Below are 19072 nucleotides of genomic sequence, written 5' to 3' on the forward strand. Positions count from 1 at the left end.
GGGGTCACGCGTGCAAAATCGCGAAATGAAAAGTGAAATTTGGAAGGAAGGAGGGCGATGCTCTATGGCTGGTAGAAAGCCGAAGCCTACAGCGGTAAAAAAGCTGGAAGGCAATCCGGGAAAGAGAAAACTGAACACAAAAGAACCGAATCCGGGTAAGGGAATGCCCGACTGCCCTGCATGGTTATTGCCGGAAGCGAAGACAGAATGGATCCGGTTATCGGAAAAACTGAATCAGATGGGAGTACTGACGGAGATCGACCGGTCTGCATTTGCAGCCTATTGTCAGTCTTATGCCAGATGGAAAGAGGCTCAGGAACATATCAATTCCGAGGGTGCTACCTATGAAACGGAGAATGGTATGCAGAGACCGAATCCGTGGGTTGCGATCTGTAACACGGAACAGCGACTGATGATGCAGGCAGCATCCGAGTTTGGACTGACTCCATCGGCAAGATCGAGGATCATGGCGGCATCCGGTGTTGGCAAGGACGAAGAAGATGAGATGGAGGCATTACTTGGGGGTGAGGCTTAATGGCGGAGAGAAGACCTGCGGGTTATCCGAAGCTGAAGAATTATAAGCCGTCGAGATTTATGCTTCCGACATCTCATTATGATAAAGCGAAGGCTGACAGGGCTGTGAAGTTCATAGAGAACCTATGCCACACTAAAGGTAAATGGGCAGGCAAGAGGTTCTGGCTGCTTCCCTGGCAGGAGCAGCTGATCCGTGACATCTTTGGGATCGTCAAACCTGACGGGTACCGGCAGTTCAGGACAGCCTTTGTGGAAATATGCAAGAAGGTAGGTAAGAGCGAATTGGCAGCAGCCGTCGCTCTTTATCTTTTATATGCAGATAATGAACCTTCTGCTGAAGTCTATGGCGCTGCGGCTGACAGGCAGCAGGCCAGCATCGTTTTCGATGTGGCAAGGCAGATGGTGGAGATGTCGCCGGCGCTTCTGAAACGGTCGAAGCTGATGACGGCAACAAAGAGAATCGTGAATTATGGAAATTCAGGATATTACCAGGTGCTCAGTGCAGAGGTCGGGGGTAAGCATGGATTTTCAGTCAGTGGATTGGTGTTTGATGAGATTCATACACAGCCGAACAGGCAGCTGTATGACGTTCTGACAAAGGGATCTTCGGATGCCAGACAGAATCCGCTGCATTTCATTATCACCACGGCAGGTACCGACAGGCATTCCATCGCCTATGAGCTTCATACGAAAGCGGTGGACATTCTGGAAGGCCGGCGTGTGGATCCGACTTTCTATCCGGTGGTCTACGGACTGAAGGATGATGAGGACTGGGAGGATGAAGCAAATTGGTACAAGGTCAATCCTTCGCTGGGATACACCGTGGATATCGAACGTTTGCGTGATGCCTACCGGGAAGCAAAGCAGAATCCGGCAGACGAAGTGACCTTCAAGTGGCTGAGGCTGAATATGTGGGTTTCAAGTACTGTGGCATGGATACCGGATGCGATATTCATGAAGGGTAACGAAGAGATTGATCTGGCCGCGCTGGAAGGCAGGGACTGTTATGGCGGTCTGGACTTATCCAGCACTGGAGATATCACGGCTCTGGTTCTGATGTTTCCTCCGAGAAATGAGGATGAGAAGTATATCCTGCTTCCGTTCTTTTGGGTTCCGGAAGAGACAATACCACAGAGGGTAAAGGCAGCATCCGTTCCTTATGACATCTGGGAGAGGCAGGGATACCTGTTATCGACCGAGGGCAACGTGATCCACTATGACTTCATTGAGAAGTTCATCAACGATTTGGCGGAGAAATACCACATCGTTGAGATCGCAGTGGACAGATGGAACGCCACACAGATGATCCAGAACCTGGAAGGTGATGGCTTCACGATGGTTCCATTCGGCCAGGGCTTTGCTTCAATGTCTGGACCGACAAAGGATTTTTATCGTCTGCTTATGGAAGGCAAGATCATTCACGGAGGGCATCCGGTTCTCAGGTGGATGGCAGGCAACGTGGTAGTCGATACGGATCCTGCCGGGAATATCAAGGTAACGAAGGCAAAATCAAAAGAGAAGATTGATGGCATTGTGGCTGCAATCATGGCACTTGACCGATGCATACGCAATCAGACGGAGCCGCAGGGGAGTGTTTATGATGAGCGCGGATTACTTGTATTTTGACGAAGGAGGGAATTGCGATGGGAATACTGAGCGGTCTATTTCGGAGCAGGGATAAGCCTACAGACAGGACAGCAGGAAGCAGCTACAGCTTCTTTCTGGGAGGTACTTCAAGTGGCAAGTATGTGACGGAACGGTCTGCGATGCAGATGACGGCGGTGTACTGCTGTGTAAGGATCCTGTCGGAGGCGGTGGCAAGCCTGCCATTACAATTTTACAGATATACCGATGATGGCGGTAAGGAGAAAGCGGTGGAACATCCGCTTTATTTTTTGCTCCATGATGAGCCGAATCCGGAGATGACTTCCTTTATCTTCCGGGAAACATTGATGACACACCTTTTGCTTTGGGGAAATGCGTATTCGCAGATCATCCGCAACGGTAAGGGTGAAGTTGTGGCTCTGTATCCGCTGATGCCGGATCGGATGAAGGTGGATCGTGATGAGCATGGAAGGCTCTACTACGAATACACCGTCTATGATTCGGACGATGTGGACGGAAGAAAAGGCACCAATAAGGTTGGAAGAACCGTAAGACTTCAGCCTCATGATGTGCTGCATATTCCGGGGCTTGGCTTTGACGGTCTGGTTGGCTATTCACCGATTGCAATGGCGAAGAATGCGATCGGCCTGGCAATCGCTACCGAAGAGTATGGCAGCAAGTTCTTTGCGAACGGTGCGGCTCCTTCCGGCGTGCTGGAGCATCCGGGAACCATTAAGGATCCGAGCAAGGTGAGGGAAAGCTGGCAGGCTACCTTCGGTGGTTCGGGGAATGCGAATAAGATCGCAGTACTTGAAGAAGGCATGAAGTACACGCCGATTTCCATTTCACCGGAGCAGGCCCAGTTCCTGGAGACAAGGAAGTTCCAGATCGATGAGATTGCAAGAATCTTCCGTGTGCCGCCTCATATGATCGGAGATTTGGAGAAATCCAGCTTCAACAACATTGAGCAGCAGTCGCTGGAGTTTGTGAAGTATACGCTGGATCCGTGGGTGAGCCGTTGGGAGCAGGCAATGGTGAGAGCCTTGCTGACTCCGGATGAGAAGAAGAAATACTTCTTCAAGTTCAATGTGGACGGTCTGCTTAGGGGTGATTACCAGAGCAGGATGAACGGCTATGCGACAGCCAGACAGAACGGATGGATGTCTGCCAATGATATCCGTGAGCTGGAAAACCTTGATAGGATCCCGGCGGAACAGGGCGGTGATCTGTACCTGATCAATGGAAACATGACGAAGCTGGAGGATGCCGGGATATTTGCGGCGGACGGAAACGGGAAGGAGGAAAATTCCGATGAAGAAGTTTTGGAACTGGAAAAGCAGGAAGATCAGAGACCAGGCTTCAGGCGAAGAGGTCAATGAAAGAGTGCTTTTCCTTAACGGAACCATAGCAGAAGAGAGCTGGTTTGACGATGATGTCACACCGGCTCTTTTTAGAGATGAGCTGAATGCAGGGACAGGGAACATCACGGTCTGGATCAACAGTCCGGGCGGTGACTGCGTGGCGGCGGCTCAGATCTACAACATGCTGATGGACTATAAGGGCGATGTCACGGTGAAGATCGATGGCATTGCGGCATCGGCGGCAAGCGTGATCGCGATGGCAGGGACGAAGGTGCTTATGAGTCCTGTGAGCATGATGATGATCCACAATCCGGCGACAATCGCTTTTGGCGATACGGCGGAGATGCAGAAGGCGATCAACATGCTGGCTGAAGTGAAGGAATCCATCATGAATGCTTATGAGATCAAGACCGGCATGAGCAGGACGAAGATATCACACTTGATGGATGCGGAGACCTGGATGGACGTGCACAAGGCGGTGGAGTTGGGATTTGCGGATGATGTGCTGCAGAGGGCGGATGCATCGGAGGGCGAAGATCTGGAAGCACCGGAAGTGTCGATGCTCTATTCCAGGGCGGCGGTGACCAATTCGCTGATGGATAAGATCGCAGCGAAGTGTCACATCAAGGCACCGGAGAACGGTGCAGCAACTGAACAGACAACGGATAACGGGCGTTCCTGTGATGAGATCAGGGAACGCTTGAATTTTATCAAGAGATTCATTTAAGGAGGAATCGAGCTATGACTATCAAAGATATGATCGAGAAAAGAGCGAAGGTGTGGGAGACCGCGAAGAACTTTGTGGATACCCACGAGAATGAGAACGGCGTTCTGTCTGCGGAGGATAACGCGACTTACAGCCGTATGGAGCAGGAGATCGAGGATCTGACTGCGGCGATCGACCGTCAGCAGAGAGCCGAGGCAAGGGAGGCTGAATTCAACAAGCCTGTGAATATGCCTCTTACCGGAAGACCTGCAAGGCAGGAAGTTGAAGAAAAGACCGGTCGCGCCTCCAATGCGTACAAGGAAGACTTCGGTGCGCATCTTAGAGGAAAGAGATTGGTTCATAATGTCCTTTCCGAAGGCGTTCAGGCGGACGGCGGATACCTTGTTCCGGAAGAGTTTGAGCGTCAGATCGTATCCGGTCTTGATGAGGCGAACGTGGTGAGAGGGCTTGCGAAGGTCATTACCACAAGCGCTGAAAGAAAGATCCCGGTTGCGGCTACCCACTCTACCGCTGCATGGACGGCTGAGAACGGGGCTTATACTCCGAGCGATCCTTCCTTTGACCAGAAAACCATTGATGCCTTCAAGCTTACCGATCTTGTGAAGGTTTCCATCGAGCTTCTTCAGGATTCCATGTTTGATCTGGAAAGCTACATTGCGGCTGAGTTCGCAAGGGCTTTCGGTATCGCGGAGGAAGAGGCGTTCTGTGTGGGTACCGGAACCGGTCAGCCTACGGGTATCTTTACCGCAAACGGCGGCGAGGTCGGCGTGACTGCTGCAGGTTCTACCGCTGTGACTGCGGATGAGTTAATCAGCCTTGTCTATTCGCTTAAGAGTCCTTACCGCAGAAACGCGAAGTTCCTTGCGAATGACGCGACTATCTCTGCAATCAGGAAGCTTAAGGATGGCAACGGTGTTTATCTCTGGCAGCCTTCCCTTCAGGCAGGTGAACCGGACAAGCTCCTGGGCTATGACCTTTATACCAGTCCTTATGTACCGCAGATGGAAGCAGGTGCTTTCTCTTTGGCGTTCGGTGATTTCAAGAATTACTGGATCGCTGACCGTGCGGGAAGAACTGTGCAGAGACTCAATGAGCTTTACAGCACCAACGGCCAGGTCGGCTTTGTTGCTACTGAGCGTGTTGACGGCAAGGTCATTCTTCCTGAGGGCATCAAGCTCCTGAAGATGAAGGCGTAAGGATAACGGATAACAGGGCTGCTGTATCAGATGATATGGCAGCCCGGATTTTGGAGGTGGAAAATGAGCGATTATAACGCAAGGAATTATACCGAGCAGGGCGGTGAGGTCACTCATATTGGCGGAAAGATTGTCTATGACAACGGCCTGATGCCGAATATGAGTACGGCTGACGTGACAAGCGATACCGTGGCAAAAGTCAGGACCAGTCTGAATGCCCTGATCACCAACCTTAAGAATGCGGGTCTTATGATAGGCGACGCGTTTACGATGCAGTATGCGACGGTAACGGACAGCGTTGCCGGTCACGCGGATCGTCAGTATAACACGGGGAAGATTTCCAGTGTTGCCGTGGATAACGATGAACATATCATTACGATCACTCTGTCCGATAAGGTGAAGAATCTTAAGGACTTCGAGGCTGGTAATGGCTGGGGGAAACACAAGTGGCTTGGAGTAGGTCTTGGGGTCGGGATTTCTCCGATCACCGGTATTTATTACAACGGAGCTGCTTTGAGCGCTGAAGATGTTACGGAAGCGACTCAGTGTGATCTGGATGCCGGATATTTTGTCCGTTGGGTTGCGGCTGATCTGGTGCTTGCCGGTAATAACACCGAGAAGTCGGTTGATAACTTCACATTGTGGGCTGATGGGTATGCGGAGACAACCTACAAGCTTGTGATCGTGGAGCCTGAGGATGATTCCGAAGAGTAAGAAGTACGGGGCGGCGGTTTTACTGCCGTCCCTTTTAAGAGGTGATGCAGATGACTGTAACTGTGGATGAAATGAAGAATTATCTGCGTATTGATTACGAGGATGATGATTCCCTGATCGAGAATTTCATAACGGCAGGTAAGAAGCAGTGCATGGATATCCTGCGGACGGATGATGAGGCTGACCTGGATGAATGTGCCAACGGGAAGATCGCTGTGATGTTCACGGTGTCTTATCTGTATGAGCACAGGGAAGAGGCAGACCATCACGCGATGGATCTGACGCTTCGAGCTTTGTTGTTCGGCAGCCGGAAGGAGGGATTCTGATGAATGTGGCGGCTTTGAGATCGAAGGTGACATTCCAGAAGAATGAAACCGTGACGGATAAGTACGGCAATCATAAGAATGCCTGGACGGATTACTATACCTGCTTTGCCACGATCGGCGGCGAAGGGCTGGCAAGTTCCAAGGAAGAACAGGTTGCCGGTACAACGGTTGAGGATTTTTCCATGACGGTTACGGTCCGGTATTGCAGCAAGGCTGCGGCGGTTACTTCCACGGGGTTCAGGGTGATGTTCCTGGGTGAGATTTATAACATCGAGAACATTGACCATATGAATTTCAGGAAGAAGTCGCTGAAGTTCACCTGCAGGAAGGAGCGGCGATGAGTCAGACGATAAAGATCGACCAGCTGGCGGATACCGTGATGAAGGGTATGGAGGAATACGCGAAGCTTGCGGCGGATGACCTGAAGAAGGATGTGAAGAAAGCCGGGGATACGGTGAAAAAGCAGATCGAAAGCACGGCTCCGAAGAAGACCGGGAAGTATTCCAAGAGCTGGGCGGTGAAGAAGACGCGGGAAACTTCGGATTCCATCCAGGTCGTGGTGCACTCCAAGCGGTACCAGCTGACGCATCTTTTGGAGTTTGGCCATGCGAAGAGGGGTGGAGGAAGGACAAGGGCTTTTCCACATATCGCGCCGGCAGAACAGGCTGGCATCGAGCAGCTGACAAGGGATATCGAGCGTGACCTGCAGAAAGGCGGTTAAAGATGGAGATGTTGCTTTTGTTATTCGTGATCGCTCTTGGGGTTGTGGTGATCGGCGTAGCCATTTACCACGGTACCAGGAGGGGCGAGGATTGTCATGGTTATCCGTATAACTGCCCGGCCTGTCGTCATGCTGCGGAATGCATTATCGAGATCGGGAGGAAGAAGGATGACGCATGAAGACGTAATGCAGATGCTGGCTGAAACAGAGATCCATTTTGCGTATGACCATTTCGCGGAAGGGGAAAGTCCTGATCCGCCATTCATCTGCTTTTTATTTCCGGGTTCGGAGAACTTTGCCGCTGATGATGTGGTTTATATGGAGTTTTCCAACCTGAGTATTGAACTTTATACCGATGAGAAGGATCCGGAACTGGAAGACAGCGTGGAAGCGGTGCTGAACGCGCATGAATTGTTCTGGAACAAATCGGAGGTATGGATCGAATCAGAAAAACTATACGAAGTGCTGTACCAGATGACGGTATAGCGGAAAGAGAGGTTAATTATGCCGAGTACAAACAACAAGGTGAAGTTCGGCCTTAAGAACTGCCATTATGCGAAGGCGACACTTGATCCGGATACCAATGCCGTGACATTTGGTACGCCTGTTGCGATTCCGGGTGCTGTGAACCTGTCGCTTGATCCGGAGGGCGATACCGAACCGTTCTATGCGGATGATATGGTGTATTACACCACTGTAGCGAACAACGGTTATTCCGGTGATCTGGAAATTGCGCTGATTCCGGAAAGCTTCAGGAAGGATATCCTGAAGGAGACTGAGGATGCGAACGGTGTTCTGGTGGAGGATTCCACGGTGGAGCCGGAGCATTTCGCTCTGCTTTTCGAGTTTTCCGGGGATAAGAAAAAGATCAGGCACTGTATGTATTACTGTACCGCTGCAAGGCCTACGATCGAAGGAAAGACCAATGAGGATAGTAAGGAAGTACAGACCGAGAAGCTGGAGATCACGGCGACTCCGCTTCCGAACGGACTTGTGAAGGTAAAGACCGGTGCGAATACGTCAGATGCGGTTTACAACGGATGGTATTCCAATGTCTATCAGACAGAGCATGCACAGGTATCTGCGGTTCTTGCCGGGATCACGATTGGAAGCCTGCAGCTTACGCCTGCTTTTGATGCCGGTACCACTTCCTATACGGCTGAGACCGTGAATGATGAGGATGCTGTATCGGCTACTGCGGCAAGCGGAACGGCGGTCACAATTCTTGTGAACGGGGTGGCTCATACTAGCGGCAATGATGCGACCTGGGCGAGCGGAACCAATACAGTGACGGTGATCGCAAGCAAGACCGGATGCACCAGTACGGCTTATACCGTAACGGTGACAAAGAACGGACAGGGTTGATCTTAGCGGGCAGGGCTTCGGCTCTGCCCATTCTTGTGATTGGAGGAAAGAGAAATGGCACTTACAAAGACAGTGAATATTGATGGCAAGGATGTGACTTTCAGAGCATCGGCAGCCATTCCAAGAATATACAGAAACAAGTTCCATCGTGATATCTACAAGGATCTTCATGACCTGCAGAAGAGCATTGATGAAAATGATCCTGAAAACTCTGCACTGGATTCCTTTTCGTTGGAACTTTTCGAGGATATCAGCTACATCATGGCGAAACATGCGGATCCGCAGGGTGTTCCGGATACACCGGATGAATGGCTGGATCAGTTCGGTACGTTTTCCATTTATCAGGTGCTTCCGGAGATCATTGAGCTTTGGGGTCTGAATGTGCAGACACAGGTGGAGAGTAAAAAAAACTTCGAGCGACTGACCGGGAAATGACAACGCCTCTGCTATTGCTGAGGTGTGTACAGCTGGGAATCCATATCAGCGAGCTGGATCTTTTGACAATCGGAACCGTGATGGATATGTACACAGAGCTTCAGAGGGATGATGAGCCTCATGATCAGATAGCAAGCCAGGATGATATGGATCGATTCTAATGGGAAGGAGGTTGAGACATGGCTGGCAGAATCCAGGGTATTACCGTTGAGATCGGCGGCGATACTACCAAACTACAAACTGCCTTAAAGGGCGTAAATACAGAGATCAGGAATACGCAGAGCCAGCTGAAAGATGTCGATAAGCTCCTGAAACTTGATCCGGGGAACACGGAACTGCTTGCTCAGAAGCACAGACTCCTGGGGGATGCCGTTAAGGAAACGAAGGAAAAGCTGGAGACCTTGAAGACGGCTGCCGAACAGGCAGAGCAGGCACTGAAGGACGGAACGATTACGCAGGATCAGTATGATGGCCTGCAGCGTGAGATCGTTGAAACGGAACAGAAGCTGAAGTCTTTGGAGGAACAGGCGAAGCAGTCTGGAACGGCTCTTCAGGAAATCGCCGCTAAGGGTGAGAAGCTGAAGACAGTCGGAGATAATGTCACAAACGTAGGAAAGAAGTTCCTTCCTGTGACGGCAGGTGTTGTTGGGCTTGGCACGGCGGCGGTGAAAACTGCCGCTGATTTTGATTCTGCCATGAGCAAGGTTGCTGCGGTATCCGGTGCGACAGGTTCGGATTTGGAAGCATTAAGAGATAAAGCCCGTGAGATGGGTGAGAAGACAAAGTTCTCTGCATCAGAAGCGGCGGAAGCCATGAACTATATGGCGATGGCCGGTTGGAAGACAGAGGATATGCTTTCCGGTATCGAAGGTGTCATGAACCTGGCTGCGGCTTCCGGTGAAGATCTGGCTACCACTTCTGATATCGTGACAGATGCGCTAACAGCGTTTGGACTTACGGCGAAGGACTCCGGGCATTTCGCGGATATCCTTGCGGCGGCATCGAGTAATGCCAATACGAATGTCTCCATGATGGGTGAGACCTTCAAGTATTGCGCTCCGATTGCTGGTGCCTTGGGATTCTCTGCAGAAGATACGGCAGAAGCGATCGGCCTGATGGCCAATGCTGGTATCAAGGGTTCTCAGGCAGGTACTTCTCTCAGAACGATCATGAATAACCTTTCCGGAGAAGTGAAGATCTGCGGGTCTTCCATCGGAGAGGTTACGGTAGCGACGACCAATGCGGACGGTTCCATGAGAGATCTGTCGGATATTCTGGCTGATTGCAGGACAGCTTTTGCAGGTCTTACTGAATCCGAGAAGGCACAGGCGGCTGAAAGCCTGGTTGGCAAAAATGCGATGTCCGGATTCCTGGCACTGATGAACGCCGGGGAAGCGGATATTGAAAAACTTTCGTCTGCTATTGATAACTGTGATGGTTCTGCAGCAAGTATGGCCGAGACCATGAATGACAACCTTGCGGGTCAGATGCAAATCCTGAAGTCACAGCTGGAAGAGCTGGCAATTTCCTTTGGTGAGCTGCTGATGCCTGCGATCCGAACCATTGTCGGCTGGATCCAGAAGTTTGTGGACTGGCTTAATTCGATGGATGAGGGAACCAGGAAGGTTATTGTCACGATTGCCCTGGTGGCGGCAGCGATTGGACCGATACTGATCATAGTCGGTAAAGTGATCTCTGCTGTTGGTACTATTATGACGCTGGTTCCGAAGCTGGCAGGTGTGATCAATGCAGCAAAGGGAGTATTTGCTGCATTTAATGCGGTATGCGCGGCAAATCCGTATGTGCTGATCATAGCGGCGATCGTTGCGCTGGTGGCAGCCTTCATTTATCTCTGGAATAACTGTGAAGAGTTCCGGCAGTTTTGGATTGACCTGTGGGAGAGTATCAAAGAGATTGCCATTGCTGTATGGGAAGCACTGAAAGCATTCTTCCAGGCAGCGTGGGAAGCGATAAAGACCACTGCAACAACGGTGTGGAATGCGATAAAGGATTTCTTTACCGGGCTGTGGGATGGTATCAAGAATATCTTCACGACGGTGGTAAATGCGATCAGCACGTTCCTGACCAATGCCTGGAATGCGATCAAAAATACCGTGACTACGGTGTTCAATGCGATCAAGACATTTTTCACGACAGTCTGGAATGGAATCAAGTCGGTTATCACGACAGTGGTGAATGCGATTTCCACCTTCCTGACTACGGCTTGGAATGGGATCAAAACCGCGATAACTACGGTACTGAATGCAATCAAAACTGCGGTTACTACGGTCTGGAACGGCATCAAGAATACGATCACAACTATTGTGAACGCAATCAAAAATGCAGTCACGACAGCCTGGAATAATATCAAGTCTGCGGTATCAAATGCAGCCAACGCCATAAAGAATGCCGTGTCCAATGCCTTCAATGCGATGCTGAATGGCATCAAGAATGTCTGCGGAAATATTTATGGTGTGGTGAAGGGCGGATTTGATAAGGCAATCAATTTCGTGAAGAACCTGGCATCGCAAGCGTTCCAGTGGGGCGCTGATTTTATAGGCGGTATCGTGAACGGTATCAAGTCTATGATCGGTAAGGTCGGTGAGGCAGTTTCTTCCGTTGCGGATAAGATCAGGAGTTTCCTGCATTTCTCCGTACCGGATGAAGGACCGCTTACGGATTATGAGAGCTGGATGCCGGACTTTATTGGAGGACTTGCGAAGGGCATTGAAAAGAGCCGGGGCATGATCGAGAATGCCATGAACGGAGTGACATCTGATCTGACCATTACTCCGAGGGTAATGGCAGCTCAGGGAGGTTATTCTGGGTCGGCTGCATCAAACGGTGATCTGATCTCCGGCATCAATACAGCACTGAATACGGCTCTTGCGGGCGGAGGTGCTGCAGGGGATATCGTGATACCGGTTTATATCGGCGGTGACATGATCGATGAGATTGTGGTGACGGCTCAGCAGAGAATGAATCTAAGAAGTGGAGGCAGGTAAGATGGCTCATTTGCAGTATCTTGTTTTTAACAATGAGAATATCCCGATGCCTGCCTCTTATTCTGTGAGTTTATCGGATGTGGAGGCAGACAGCGGCGGTGTGACAGAGGCAGGAACCACGCAGAGGGATGTTGTAAGAGAAGGTGTGGTTCAGATCAGCGTGACCTTCCGTGTATCGAAACGGTGGCTGAATAAGTTTTCGGTTTATAAGAAGCTAGCAAGCATTACGGTCGGATACCTGGACATGGAGACCATGAACATCGTGGATACGCAGATGTACATTGACGGGTATCAGGTGAAGCTGGTCAGTGATACAAGCTATGGGAGCTTGTGGGAGGTGAGCTTCACATTGAAAGAGTTCTGATTTGCTGTTATGATTATGCTCTTCCCTGACGAAAAATAAAAAAAGATGAAAAAGGCTATTGACTCTCACGTTCCGTGATAGGCTACGATATCTTCATCAAGAAACAGGAGGATGATCATAATGAAAACAGTTAAAGAAGTATCGGAGCTTACAGGTATCTCAGTGCGCACGCTTCATTACTATGATGAAATCGGGCTTTTTAAGCCGACGGAAGTAACGGAAGCAGGATACAGGCTTTATGACGATAAAGCTATAGAAAAGCTTGGGCAGATACTGGTATTTCGCGAGCTGGATCTTCCGCTTGCGGATATTAAACTCATCATGGATAATCCTGATCTTGATCGCAACAGCGTTTTGGCGAAACAGCGTGAAATGCTCTGGCTTAAAAAACAGAGACTGGAGCGTATTATTGCCAACATAGACAATATGTTGAAAGGAGATCATGATATGGACTTTACCGTATTTGATGAAACGGAACTTCGAGCTATGTTTTCAGATATGCTGCAGAATATGAATGAATCGCAGAAGCAGATCTTCATTGACCGTTACGGCAGCATTGAGGCATGGGAGAAACACATGATAGAGGGTGCTTCCGACGAAAAGGTTCAGAAGAACTATGCAAAAGTGGTTGAATGGTATGGGAGCAAGGAGGCTGTAAAGGAATCTTTGAAGAATCCTCCAAAATCAGAAGTGTTCACGGCATATCAGAAGAGGATTGGAAGCATTCAACAAAAGCTTGCTGATATGAAGGGTACAGATGTTAATTCATTTGAAGTTCGGCAGCTAATCGGTGAATATGATTTTGTCGCGAAGCAACTTTACCAGGTTGAAGATGCAAGACCGCTTTTGATGGATATTGCAAAAGGATACCAGGAAAATGAAGAACTGGCACAAGGTGTGGATTCTGTTTATGGAGATGGATCCGCAAAATACATTGGAGAAGCGATAGAAGCTTTCTATATGTCGCCGGGATTCTTCAAATAATCAGATATGATTGAGTAAAGAGTAAAGGGATCGGGAAACCGGTCCTTTTATTATGTCCGGAGGGAGGTGGTCATTTGTATCCGGTCAGCAATGCTTTCCTGGAGGCGGTGAAGGCGAATACAAGAAAATATTATTGGACCGGCAGGATCACAACGACTGCCGGAACGGTTTATGAGTTTGATCAGGATGATATGGTCAAGGGCAGCGGATATATTACCAGTCAGTGCTGCGGATCCACGGAGATTGAGTTGGGAACAGTGTATGCTGCGGAGATGGGGGTTTCTCTTTTCTCTGAGCTCAACCGGTATACGCTGGAAGATGCAAAGGTGGAGCTGTTCTATCATCTGCAGGTGGCAGGCGGCTCTTATGAGCGGATTCCGATGGGAATCTTCGAAGTATCGGAGGCGAACCGGAAAGCGAAGTGTCTGGAGATCAAAGCCTATGACTACATGGTGCGGTTCGAGAAGGCTTTTACTTCTCTGGAATCCATCGGTAACGCTTATGACTTTATGGTGCTATGTTCAACTGCCTGTGAAGTGACGCTTGCTCAGGACAGGGCAACCATTGAGGCAATGCCGAATGGGACGGAGAACCTGTCCATCTATTCTGATAATGATATTGAGACTTACCGCGATGTGCTGTTCTATGTGGGACAAGTGCTTGGCGGTTTTTTCGTGATCAACAGAGCCGGGGAGCTGGAGCTTCGGAAGTATGGGAACACGCCGGTGCTGACAGTTGAGAGGAAGCACAGGTTCACTTCCAGCTTTTCGGATTTTATCACGAGATATACGGCGGTCAGTTCAACGAACCTTCGAACACAGATTGCGGAGTATTATGCGCTAGATCCGGATGACGGGCTGACGATGAACCTGGGCGTGAATCCGCTTCTGCAGTTCGGTCTGGAAGAGACCAGGCGGCAGCTTTGCACAAATATCCTGAATGATCTGGCCGTGGTGAACTATGTTCCGTTTGATTCGGATACCATCGGGAATCCGGCACTGGATGTTGGCGATGTTTTGTCATTCAGCGGTGGACAAGCGGACGCTACGAAGTATGCCTGCATTACATCGAACAGCATAAAGATCGGAGGCAGGCAGAGTATCAAGTGCGTGGGAAAGAATCCGAAGCTGTCCCAGGCAAAGAGTAAGAATGATAAGAACATCTCCGGGCTGCTGGCTCAGATCGAGGCAGGGAAGATCGGGATTCATACCTTCACCAATGCATCGGCATTCACGGTGGCGGATGTGGATACGAAGATCATTTCCATCGAGTTTGCTACGACTGAAGCGAACCATGCGCAGTTCTTCGGGCAGGTGATAGTGGATGTGACAGCTCAGCCGGTGACAAGGTCTGTTACAGCATCCGGGGATGTGGTGATTCCGTCTGTCCCTGTTGATGATCTGCCGGTGGATCCGGATGATCCTGAAGAAGAGCCGGTAGTGATCGGCAATACGGAAGAGCAGACGATAACAATATCTCTTCCGATGAGCTGGCAGGAGGATGGTCATGCGGATGTGATTTTTTCCTTTGAGTTCAACAATCAGATGATCCCGGTGCATTATCCGCAGGAGAACTGGCACTCCGGAAGACACACGATCCTTCTGTATTATCCAATCGAGGATGTGGTGCCAAACTACACGAATATCTTCAATGTCTACATGCGATGCGAGGGCGGCACGGCTGCGGTGGATACCGGGATGTGCATTGCTTCCATTTCCGGCCAGAGCATGGGCGCTTCGGCGGCATGGGATGGCAGGATTGATATTGAAGAGTATGTAGATCTGTTCAGGATCGGTAATGGTTCTCAGACTGACAGGCTTCAGGTGAGGGCATTTACCGAGAGTGATGTCTGGGAAATCAAGGAGACTGTGAAGCGGTTCTACTCTGATGTGAAGTCGGGAAGAACAGGCGTAGGCGGATTCGCTATGCCGGTGGATGTGCCGGGAAGTAACACTTAAGGAGGTTGCGATGAAGAGATATACAGGAAATCTGGTTATTGAGCTGGAAGACCAGAATACAGGAACGATTGAGACGGTATCGGAGACCAATATGGTCACCAATGCCGTCAATGACATTCTGGGAGTAAATCCGATGGGTGTCATGTATAAAGCCGGCGGACAATATGATGATTCCTTGACATGGAATCAGGAGTTGCTTCCGATTTGTCCGAATATGATCGGCGGCATCCTGCTTTTTCCGAGTTCCATTACGGAGCAGGCGGATAACCTTTATCTGCCGTCAACGAATCTGCCGGTGGCTTATGCCAGTAATGATGTCAATGCTACGGCGAACACAAAGCGCGGGAGCATGAATCTGACAGAGAGCATGAAGCTGTCGGATGGGTTTAAGTTTGTCTGGGAGTTTACGCCTTCGCAGGGTAACGGTACGATCGCAGCTGTCGGGCTGACATCAAAACATGGTGGGGCGAATGCTTATGGATCTGAGGTGGCGGTGGATTCTACACTGCTTCAGATTAAGAAGGTCAGCCTGGATGATGGGGACGGCTTCATCAATGACCTGTATCGTTGTGTGACGGTTGATTTTGAGAATGCGAAGCTGTATGCACTTTGCTATGCAAGCAACACTGTGACAATCAAACGTTACAGGATTCCGGTATTTGATATCGGTCTGAATGAGAAGCTGGATGACAGTACGCTTACTTTGGAGGATACGACAGTCCTCCAGTGCAGCACTTTTCATTTCTACGGAAGCTATACGCCATATGGAATCTTTATGGATGGTGGCGATGGGTACTGGTATGGATTTGCCAACCAGGGCAATTCTTCCGGCAGCGCAACAGTACTGTGGATCAAGATCAGGAAGAGTGATTATACATTTACGGAAGGTCAGTGGACGCTTTCCAATGCAACGCTGATGACGATGGGAAGCTTCAAGGAAGGTTCGAGTTATCCTTCCGGGAACAGAAGCGCTGTGGTAAGGAACGGATATCTGTATGTGCCTTCTTATGACAAGACCGGCGTATATAAGATCAATATCTCAAACAGTACGGATGTGACGCTGATCAGCTTGGGGTTCACATCGACCATGAAGTGCCTGGGTGAGACGGGAAGCTGCGATTGCTGCATGTCCATCATCAATGACATTATCGTGGCTTATGATTTTGAGATTGATGTGAATGATAACGTGATTGCCACATTTGCCGGGGAGAGATGCGGGAATGTTTCCACACCGTTCTTCCGGTATAAGGAATATGTCTTTGCCTGGGGCGGAGCTTATTTGAACCAGTACAGGTACACATGGATCCTGACTCCTTATCTGGCTACCATCTGCAATCTGAGTCAGGCGGTGGTAAAGAATGCGGATAAGACGATGAAGATCACTTATACACTGACGGAGCAGACGGTGTAAGCTCCGGTAACTGAATAATCTGTTTTCGAGGGATGGCTTCGGCTGTCCCTTTTAGTTTGTAACGAAATGGAGGGATTTGCGATGAAAGAGTTTTGGAATGTGATTCAGGCAATCTTTGCGGCGGTAGGCGGCTGGCTTGGTTATTTCCTTGGCGGCTGTGACGGCCTGCTTTATGCGCTTCTGGCTTTTGTGGTGCTGGATTACATCACCGGGATCATGTGTGCAGTGGCGGATAAGAAACTGTCGAGCGCTGTGGGGTTCAAGGGAATCTGCAGGAAGGTGCTGATCTTTGCGCTGGTAGGTATCGGGCATTTGCTTGATACACAGGTAATCGGGAGCGGGAGCGTCTTAAGGACAGCAATCATTTTCTTCTATATCTCCAATGAAGGATTGTCGCTGGTGGAAAACGCGGCATATCTGGGACTTCCGATTCCTACGAAGCTGCACAAGGTGTTAGAACAGCTCCATGACAGGGCTGAGAAGGAAGATGAGAAAAAGGATGGTGAGGAATAATGGCATACACGAACAGTTCTATGGTGGCTTATACGAAGCTGAGTCCGAACCATTCCGGGCAGAGGACGATGGCGATTGACAGAATCACGCCGCATTGTGTTGTGGGTCAGTGTACAGCGGAAGGTCTGGGAGACTGGTTCGCAAAGAGCAGCACACAGGCATCCAGTAATTACGGCATCGACAAGGATGGGCGTGTCGGGATGTATGTTGAGGAAAAGAACCGTTCCTGGTGTTCTTCCAGTAATGCCAACGACCAGAGGGCGATCACAATCGAGTGTGCTTCCGATGCTACGGAGCCGTATACTTTCAGGGATGTGGTGTATAAGAAGCTGATCGAGCTTTGCATCGATATCTGCAAGCGTAACGGGAAGAACAAGCTGATCTGGTTCGGGGACAAGGACAAGACGCTGAATTATTCTCCGAAGAGCGGCGAGATGATACTGACGGTTCATCGGTGGTTCGCGAATAAGTCCTGCCCTGGAAACTGGATGTACGCAAGGATGGGAGATTTGGCAGAGAAGGTGACGAAGGCTCTGCAGGGATCTTCTGATTCCGGAGGTGGTTCGGCTGCAAAGGGAATGCAGGCCTCCGTTCTGAAGAATCTGTCTGAGGCGGATGCGATTAAGAATGTCGGTGCTTTGTTCACGGCTGATCAGGAGAAAAGCGGCATCCTGGCATCGGTATCTTTGGCTCAGTTCATTCTGGAATCCGGGTATGGAAAGAGTGAGCTGGCTCAGAATGCCAATAATATCTTCGGGATGAAATGCAGCCTGTCCGGTAATGCTTGGAACGGATCCAGTTGGGATGGCAAGAGCAAGTACACAAAGAAGACACAGGAACAGCACACGGACGGAAGCTATGAGACGATCACGGCGGATTTCCGCAAGTATTCCTGCATTGAGGATTCCATTGCCGACCATTCCGCTTATCTGCTTGGGGCGATGAACGGAAAGAAGCTGAGATATGACGGGCTGAAGGGATGCACGGATTATAAGAAGGCAGTCCAGATTATCAAGGATGGCGGGTATGCTACAAGCCTGACCTATGTGGAGAAGCTTTGCTCCATCATCGAGAAGTGGAATCTGACTCAGTATGACACGAAGGAATCCGGCGGAGAAGTTATCCGCTGGTATCGTGTCAGGAAGTCCTGGACGGATGCCAAGAGCCAGAAGGGAGCCTATAAGATTCTGGACAATGCGAAGAAGTGCGCGGATCAGAATCCGGGATACAAGGTATTCGACGCTGACGGCAAGGTGGTGTATGAGCCGAAGGCGGCGGAGCCTGCAGTGAAGGTGTCGTTTCTGGTGAAGGTCAGCATCTCTGATCTGAATATCAGGAAGGGTCCGGGAACCGATTATGACAGGGTTCAGTTTATCCCGATCGGAGTATACACGATCTTAGAAGTCCGAAGTGGAAAAGGCAGCTCTGCCGGATGGGGCAGGCTGAAGAGCGGAATCGGATGGATCTCGTTGGATTTCGTCCGTAGGATTTAAGAATGACGGCTGGTGGAGACTGAGTTCTCTGCTGGCCGTTATTTTTTTTGCCTTCTGACCGGAAAAATAATTCCCAAAGGCGCTTAGGAAGATAGGAGGGAAGAACCTCACTTTGATTCCCGGAGGTGCCACGAATGACAACTTTCATGAAGAACGGCATTGAAGTATGTATGCCCGAAGATGATGAAAAATCAAGACAGAATATGATTATCGCTGCTGAGTTCATGGCGCGTATGATACAAAAGTACGGTAAAAAGGTTCTTGCTAAGATAGAAGAGAAAGAACGGTTGGAAGCAAACAAAGAATCAGAAGATACAGTTGCAGAGTAAATCATATTCAAGCGTGGTGAGAAATCGGCAG

At 49.9% G+C, this 19072-nt stretch carries 21 protein-coding genes; all 21 read left to right on the top strand.

Translation table 11 applies throughout. The features are described 5' to 3' along the window. Nucleotides 1–64: 64 nt before the first annotated feature. The 21 genes from CSX02_RS08955 to CSX02_RS09050 all read left to right on the top strand — a co-directional run bounded on the left by CSX02_RS08955 (nucleotide 65) and on the right by CSX02_RS09050 (nucleotide 19041). Entirely contained in the window at nucleotides 65–535 is a 471-nt protein-coding gene (locus CSX02_RS08955) for a phage terminase small subunit P27 family (RefSeq protein WP_099386422.1), read from the top strand. Continuing rightward, complete coding sequence (locus tag CSX02_RS08960) at nucleotides 535–2160, top strand: terminase large subunit (protein WP_207653774.1); 1626 nt, start codon at nucleotides 535–537, stop codon at nucleotides 2158–2160. Before CSX02_RS08955 ends, CSX02_RS08960 begins: the two co-directional genes overlap by 1 nt. A gap of 17 nt (nucleotides 2161–2177) precedes the next feature. Beyond that, nucleotides 2178–3518: a phage portal protein gene (locus CSX02_RS08965; protein WP_099386423.1), complete on the top strand. Its 1341-nt coding sequence runs from the start codon at nucleotides 2178–2180 to the stop codon at nucleotides 3516–3518. Then, nucleotides 3451–4227: a head maturation protease, ClpP-related gene (locus CSX02_RS08970; RefSeq protein WP_099386424.1), complete on the top strand. Its 777-nt coding sequence runs from the start codon at nucleotides 3451–3453 to the stop codon at nucleotides 4225–4227. The genes CSX02_RS08965 and CSX02_RS08970 overlap by 68 nt, the downstream gene beginning before the upstream one ends. A gap of 14 nt (nucleotides 4228–4241) precedes the next feature. Then, nucleotides 4242–5423, top strand: coding sequence for a phage major capsid protein (locus CSX02_RS08975; protein ID WP_099386425.1), 1182 nt, complete (start codon nucleotides 4242–4244; stop codon nucleotides 5421–5423). Nucleotides 5424–5582: 159 nt separating this feature from the next. After that, nucleotides 5583–6137 carry a hypothetical protein gene (locus tag CSX02_RS13580; protein ID WP_189281466.1) on the top strand — a complete coding sequence of 185 codons (555 nt, stop codon included), beginning with the start codon at nucleotides 5583–5585 and terminating at the stop codon, nucleotides 6135–6137. A gap of 50 nt (nucleotides 6138–6187) precedes the next feature. Continuing rightward, the gene (locus CSX02_RS08985) at nucleotides 6188–6463 is read left to right on the top strand and encodes a head-tail connector protein (RefSeq protein WP_099386426.1); all 276 of its coding nucleotides are present in this window, start codon (nucleotides 6188–6190) and stop codon (nucleotides 6461–6463) included. Next, on the top strand, nucleotides 6463–6804 hold the full coding sequence (locus CSX02_RS08990; RefSeq protein WP_099386427.1) for a phage head closure protein: 342 nt from the start codon (nucleotides 6463–6465) through the stop codon (nucleotides 6802–6804). The genes CSX02_RS08985 and CSX02_RS08990 overlap by 1 nt, the downstream gene beginning before the upstream one ends. Continuing rightward, entirely contained in the window at nucleotides 6801–7184 is a 384-nt protein-coding gene (locus CSX02_RS08995) for an HK97 gp10 family phage protein (RefSeq protein ID WP_099386428.1), read from the top strand. The genes CSX02_RS08990 and CSX02_RS08995 overlap by 4 nt, the downstream gene beginning before the upstream one ends. A 168-nt stretch (nucleotides 7185–7352) precedes the next feature. Continuing rightward, nucleotides 7353–7670: a hypothetical protein gene (locus CSX02_RS09000; RefSeq protein ID WP_099386429.1), complete on the top strand. Its 318-nt coding sequence runs from the start codon at nucleotides 7353–7355 to the stop codon at nucleotides 7668–7670. Nucleotides 7671–7688: 18 nt separating this feature from the next. Beyond that, the gene (locus CSX02_RS14075) at nucleotides 7689–8549 is read left to right on the top strand and encodes a major tail protein (RefSeq protein WP_099386430.1); all 861 of its coding nucleotides are present in this window, start codon (nucleotides 7689–7691) and stop codon (nucleotides 8547–8549) included. A gap of 54 nt (nucleotides 8550–8603) precedes the next feature. Further along, on the top strand, nucleotides 8604–8984 hold the full coding sequence (locus CSX02_RS09010) for a hypothetical protein (protein ID WP_099386431.1): 381 nt from the start codon (nucleotides 8604–8606) through the stop codon (nucleotides 8982–8984). Beyond that, on the top strand, nucleotides 8981–9145 hold the full coding sequence (locus tag CSX02_RS13585; RefSeq protein ID WP_189281468.1) for a hypothetical protein: 165 nt from the start codon (nucleotides 8981–8983) through the stop codon (nucleotides 9143–9145). The genes CSX02_RS09010 and CSX02_RS13585 overlap by 4 nt, the downstream gene beginning before the upstream one ends. Nucleotides 9146–9163: 18 nt before the next feature. After that, entirely contained in the window at nucleotides 9164–11989 is a 2826-nt protein-coding gene (locus tag CSX02_RS09015; protein WP_099386432.1) for a phage tail tape measure protein, read from the top strand. A 1-nt stretch (nucleotide 11990) separates the two neighbouring features. Beyond that, entirely contained in the window at nucleotides 11991–12353 is a 363-nt protein-coding gene (locus tag CSX02_RS09020; RefSeq protein ID WP_099386433.1) for a hypothetical protein, read from the top strand. A 120-nt stretch (nucleotides 12354–12473) separates the two neighbouring features. Beyond that, a complete protein-coding gene (locus tag CSX02_RS09025; RefSeq protein WP_099386434.1) occupies nucleotides 12474–13337 on the top strand; it encodes a MerR family transcriptional regulator in 864 nt (287 codons plus the stop codon). Nucleotides 13338–13411: 74 nt separating this feature from the next. Next, complete coding sequence (locus tag CSX02_RS09030; RefSeq protein WP_099386435.1) at nucleotides 13412–15295, top strand: hypothetical protein; 1884 nt, start codon at nucleotides 13412–13414, stop codon at nucleotides 15293–15295. A 10-nt stretch (nucleotides 15296–15305) separates the two neighbouring features. Further along, nucleotides 15306–16706 (top strand): hypothetical protein, encoded by a 1401-nt coding sequence (locus CSX02_RS09035; protein WP_099386436.1) that lies wholly within the window; start codon nucleotides 15306–15308, stop codon nucleotides 16704–16706. Nucleotides 16707–16787: 81 nt separating this feature from the next. Beyond that, nucleotides 16788–17219 carry a phage holin family protein gene (locus CSX02_RS09040; protein ID WP_099386437.1) on the top strand — a complete coding sequence of 144 codons (432 nt, stop codon included), beginning with the start codon at nucleotides 16788–16790 and terminating at the stop codon, nucleotides 17217–17219. Next, nucleotides 17219–18712, top strand: coding sequence for a glucosaminidase domain-containing protein (locus tag CSX02_RS09045; protein ID WP_099386438.1), 1494 nt, complete (start codon nucleotides 17219–17221; stop codon nucleotides 18710–18712). Before CSX02_RS09040 ends, CSX02_RS09045 begins: the two co-directional genes overlap by 1 nt. A 134-nt stretch (nucleotides 18713–18846) precedes the next feature. Further along, nucleotides 18847–19041, top strand: coding sequence for a hypothetical protein (locus CSX02_RS09050; RefSeq protein WP_099386439.1), 195 nt, complete (start codon nucleotides 18847–18849; stop codon nucleotides 19039–19041). Nucleotides 19042–19072: the final 31 nt, after the last annotated feature.

This window comes from Agathobacter ruminis (assembly GCF_002735305.1).
Taxonomy (GTDB): domain Bacteria; phylum Bacillota; class Clostridia; order Lachnospirales; family Lachnospiraceae; genus Roseburia; species Roseburia ruminis.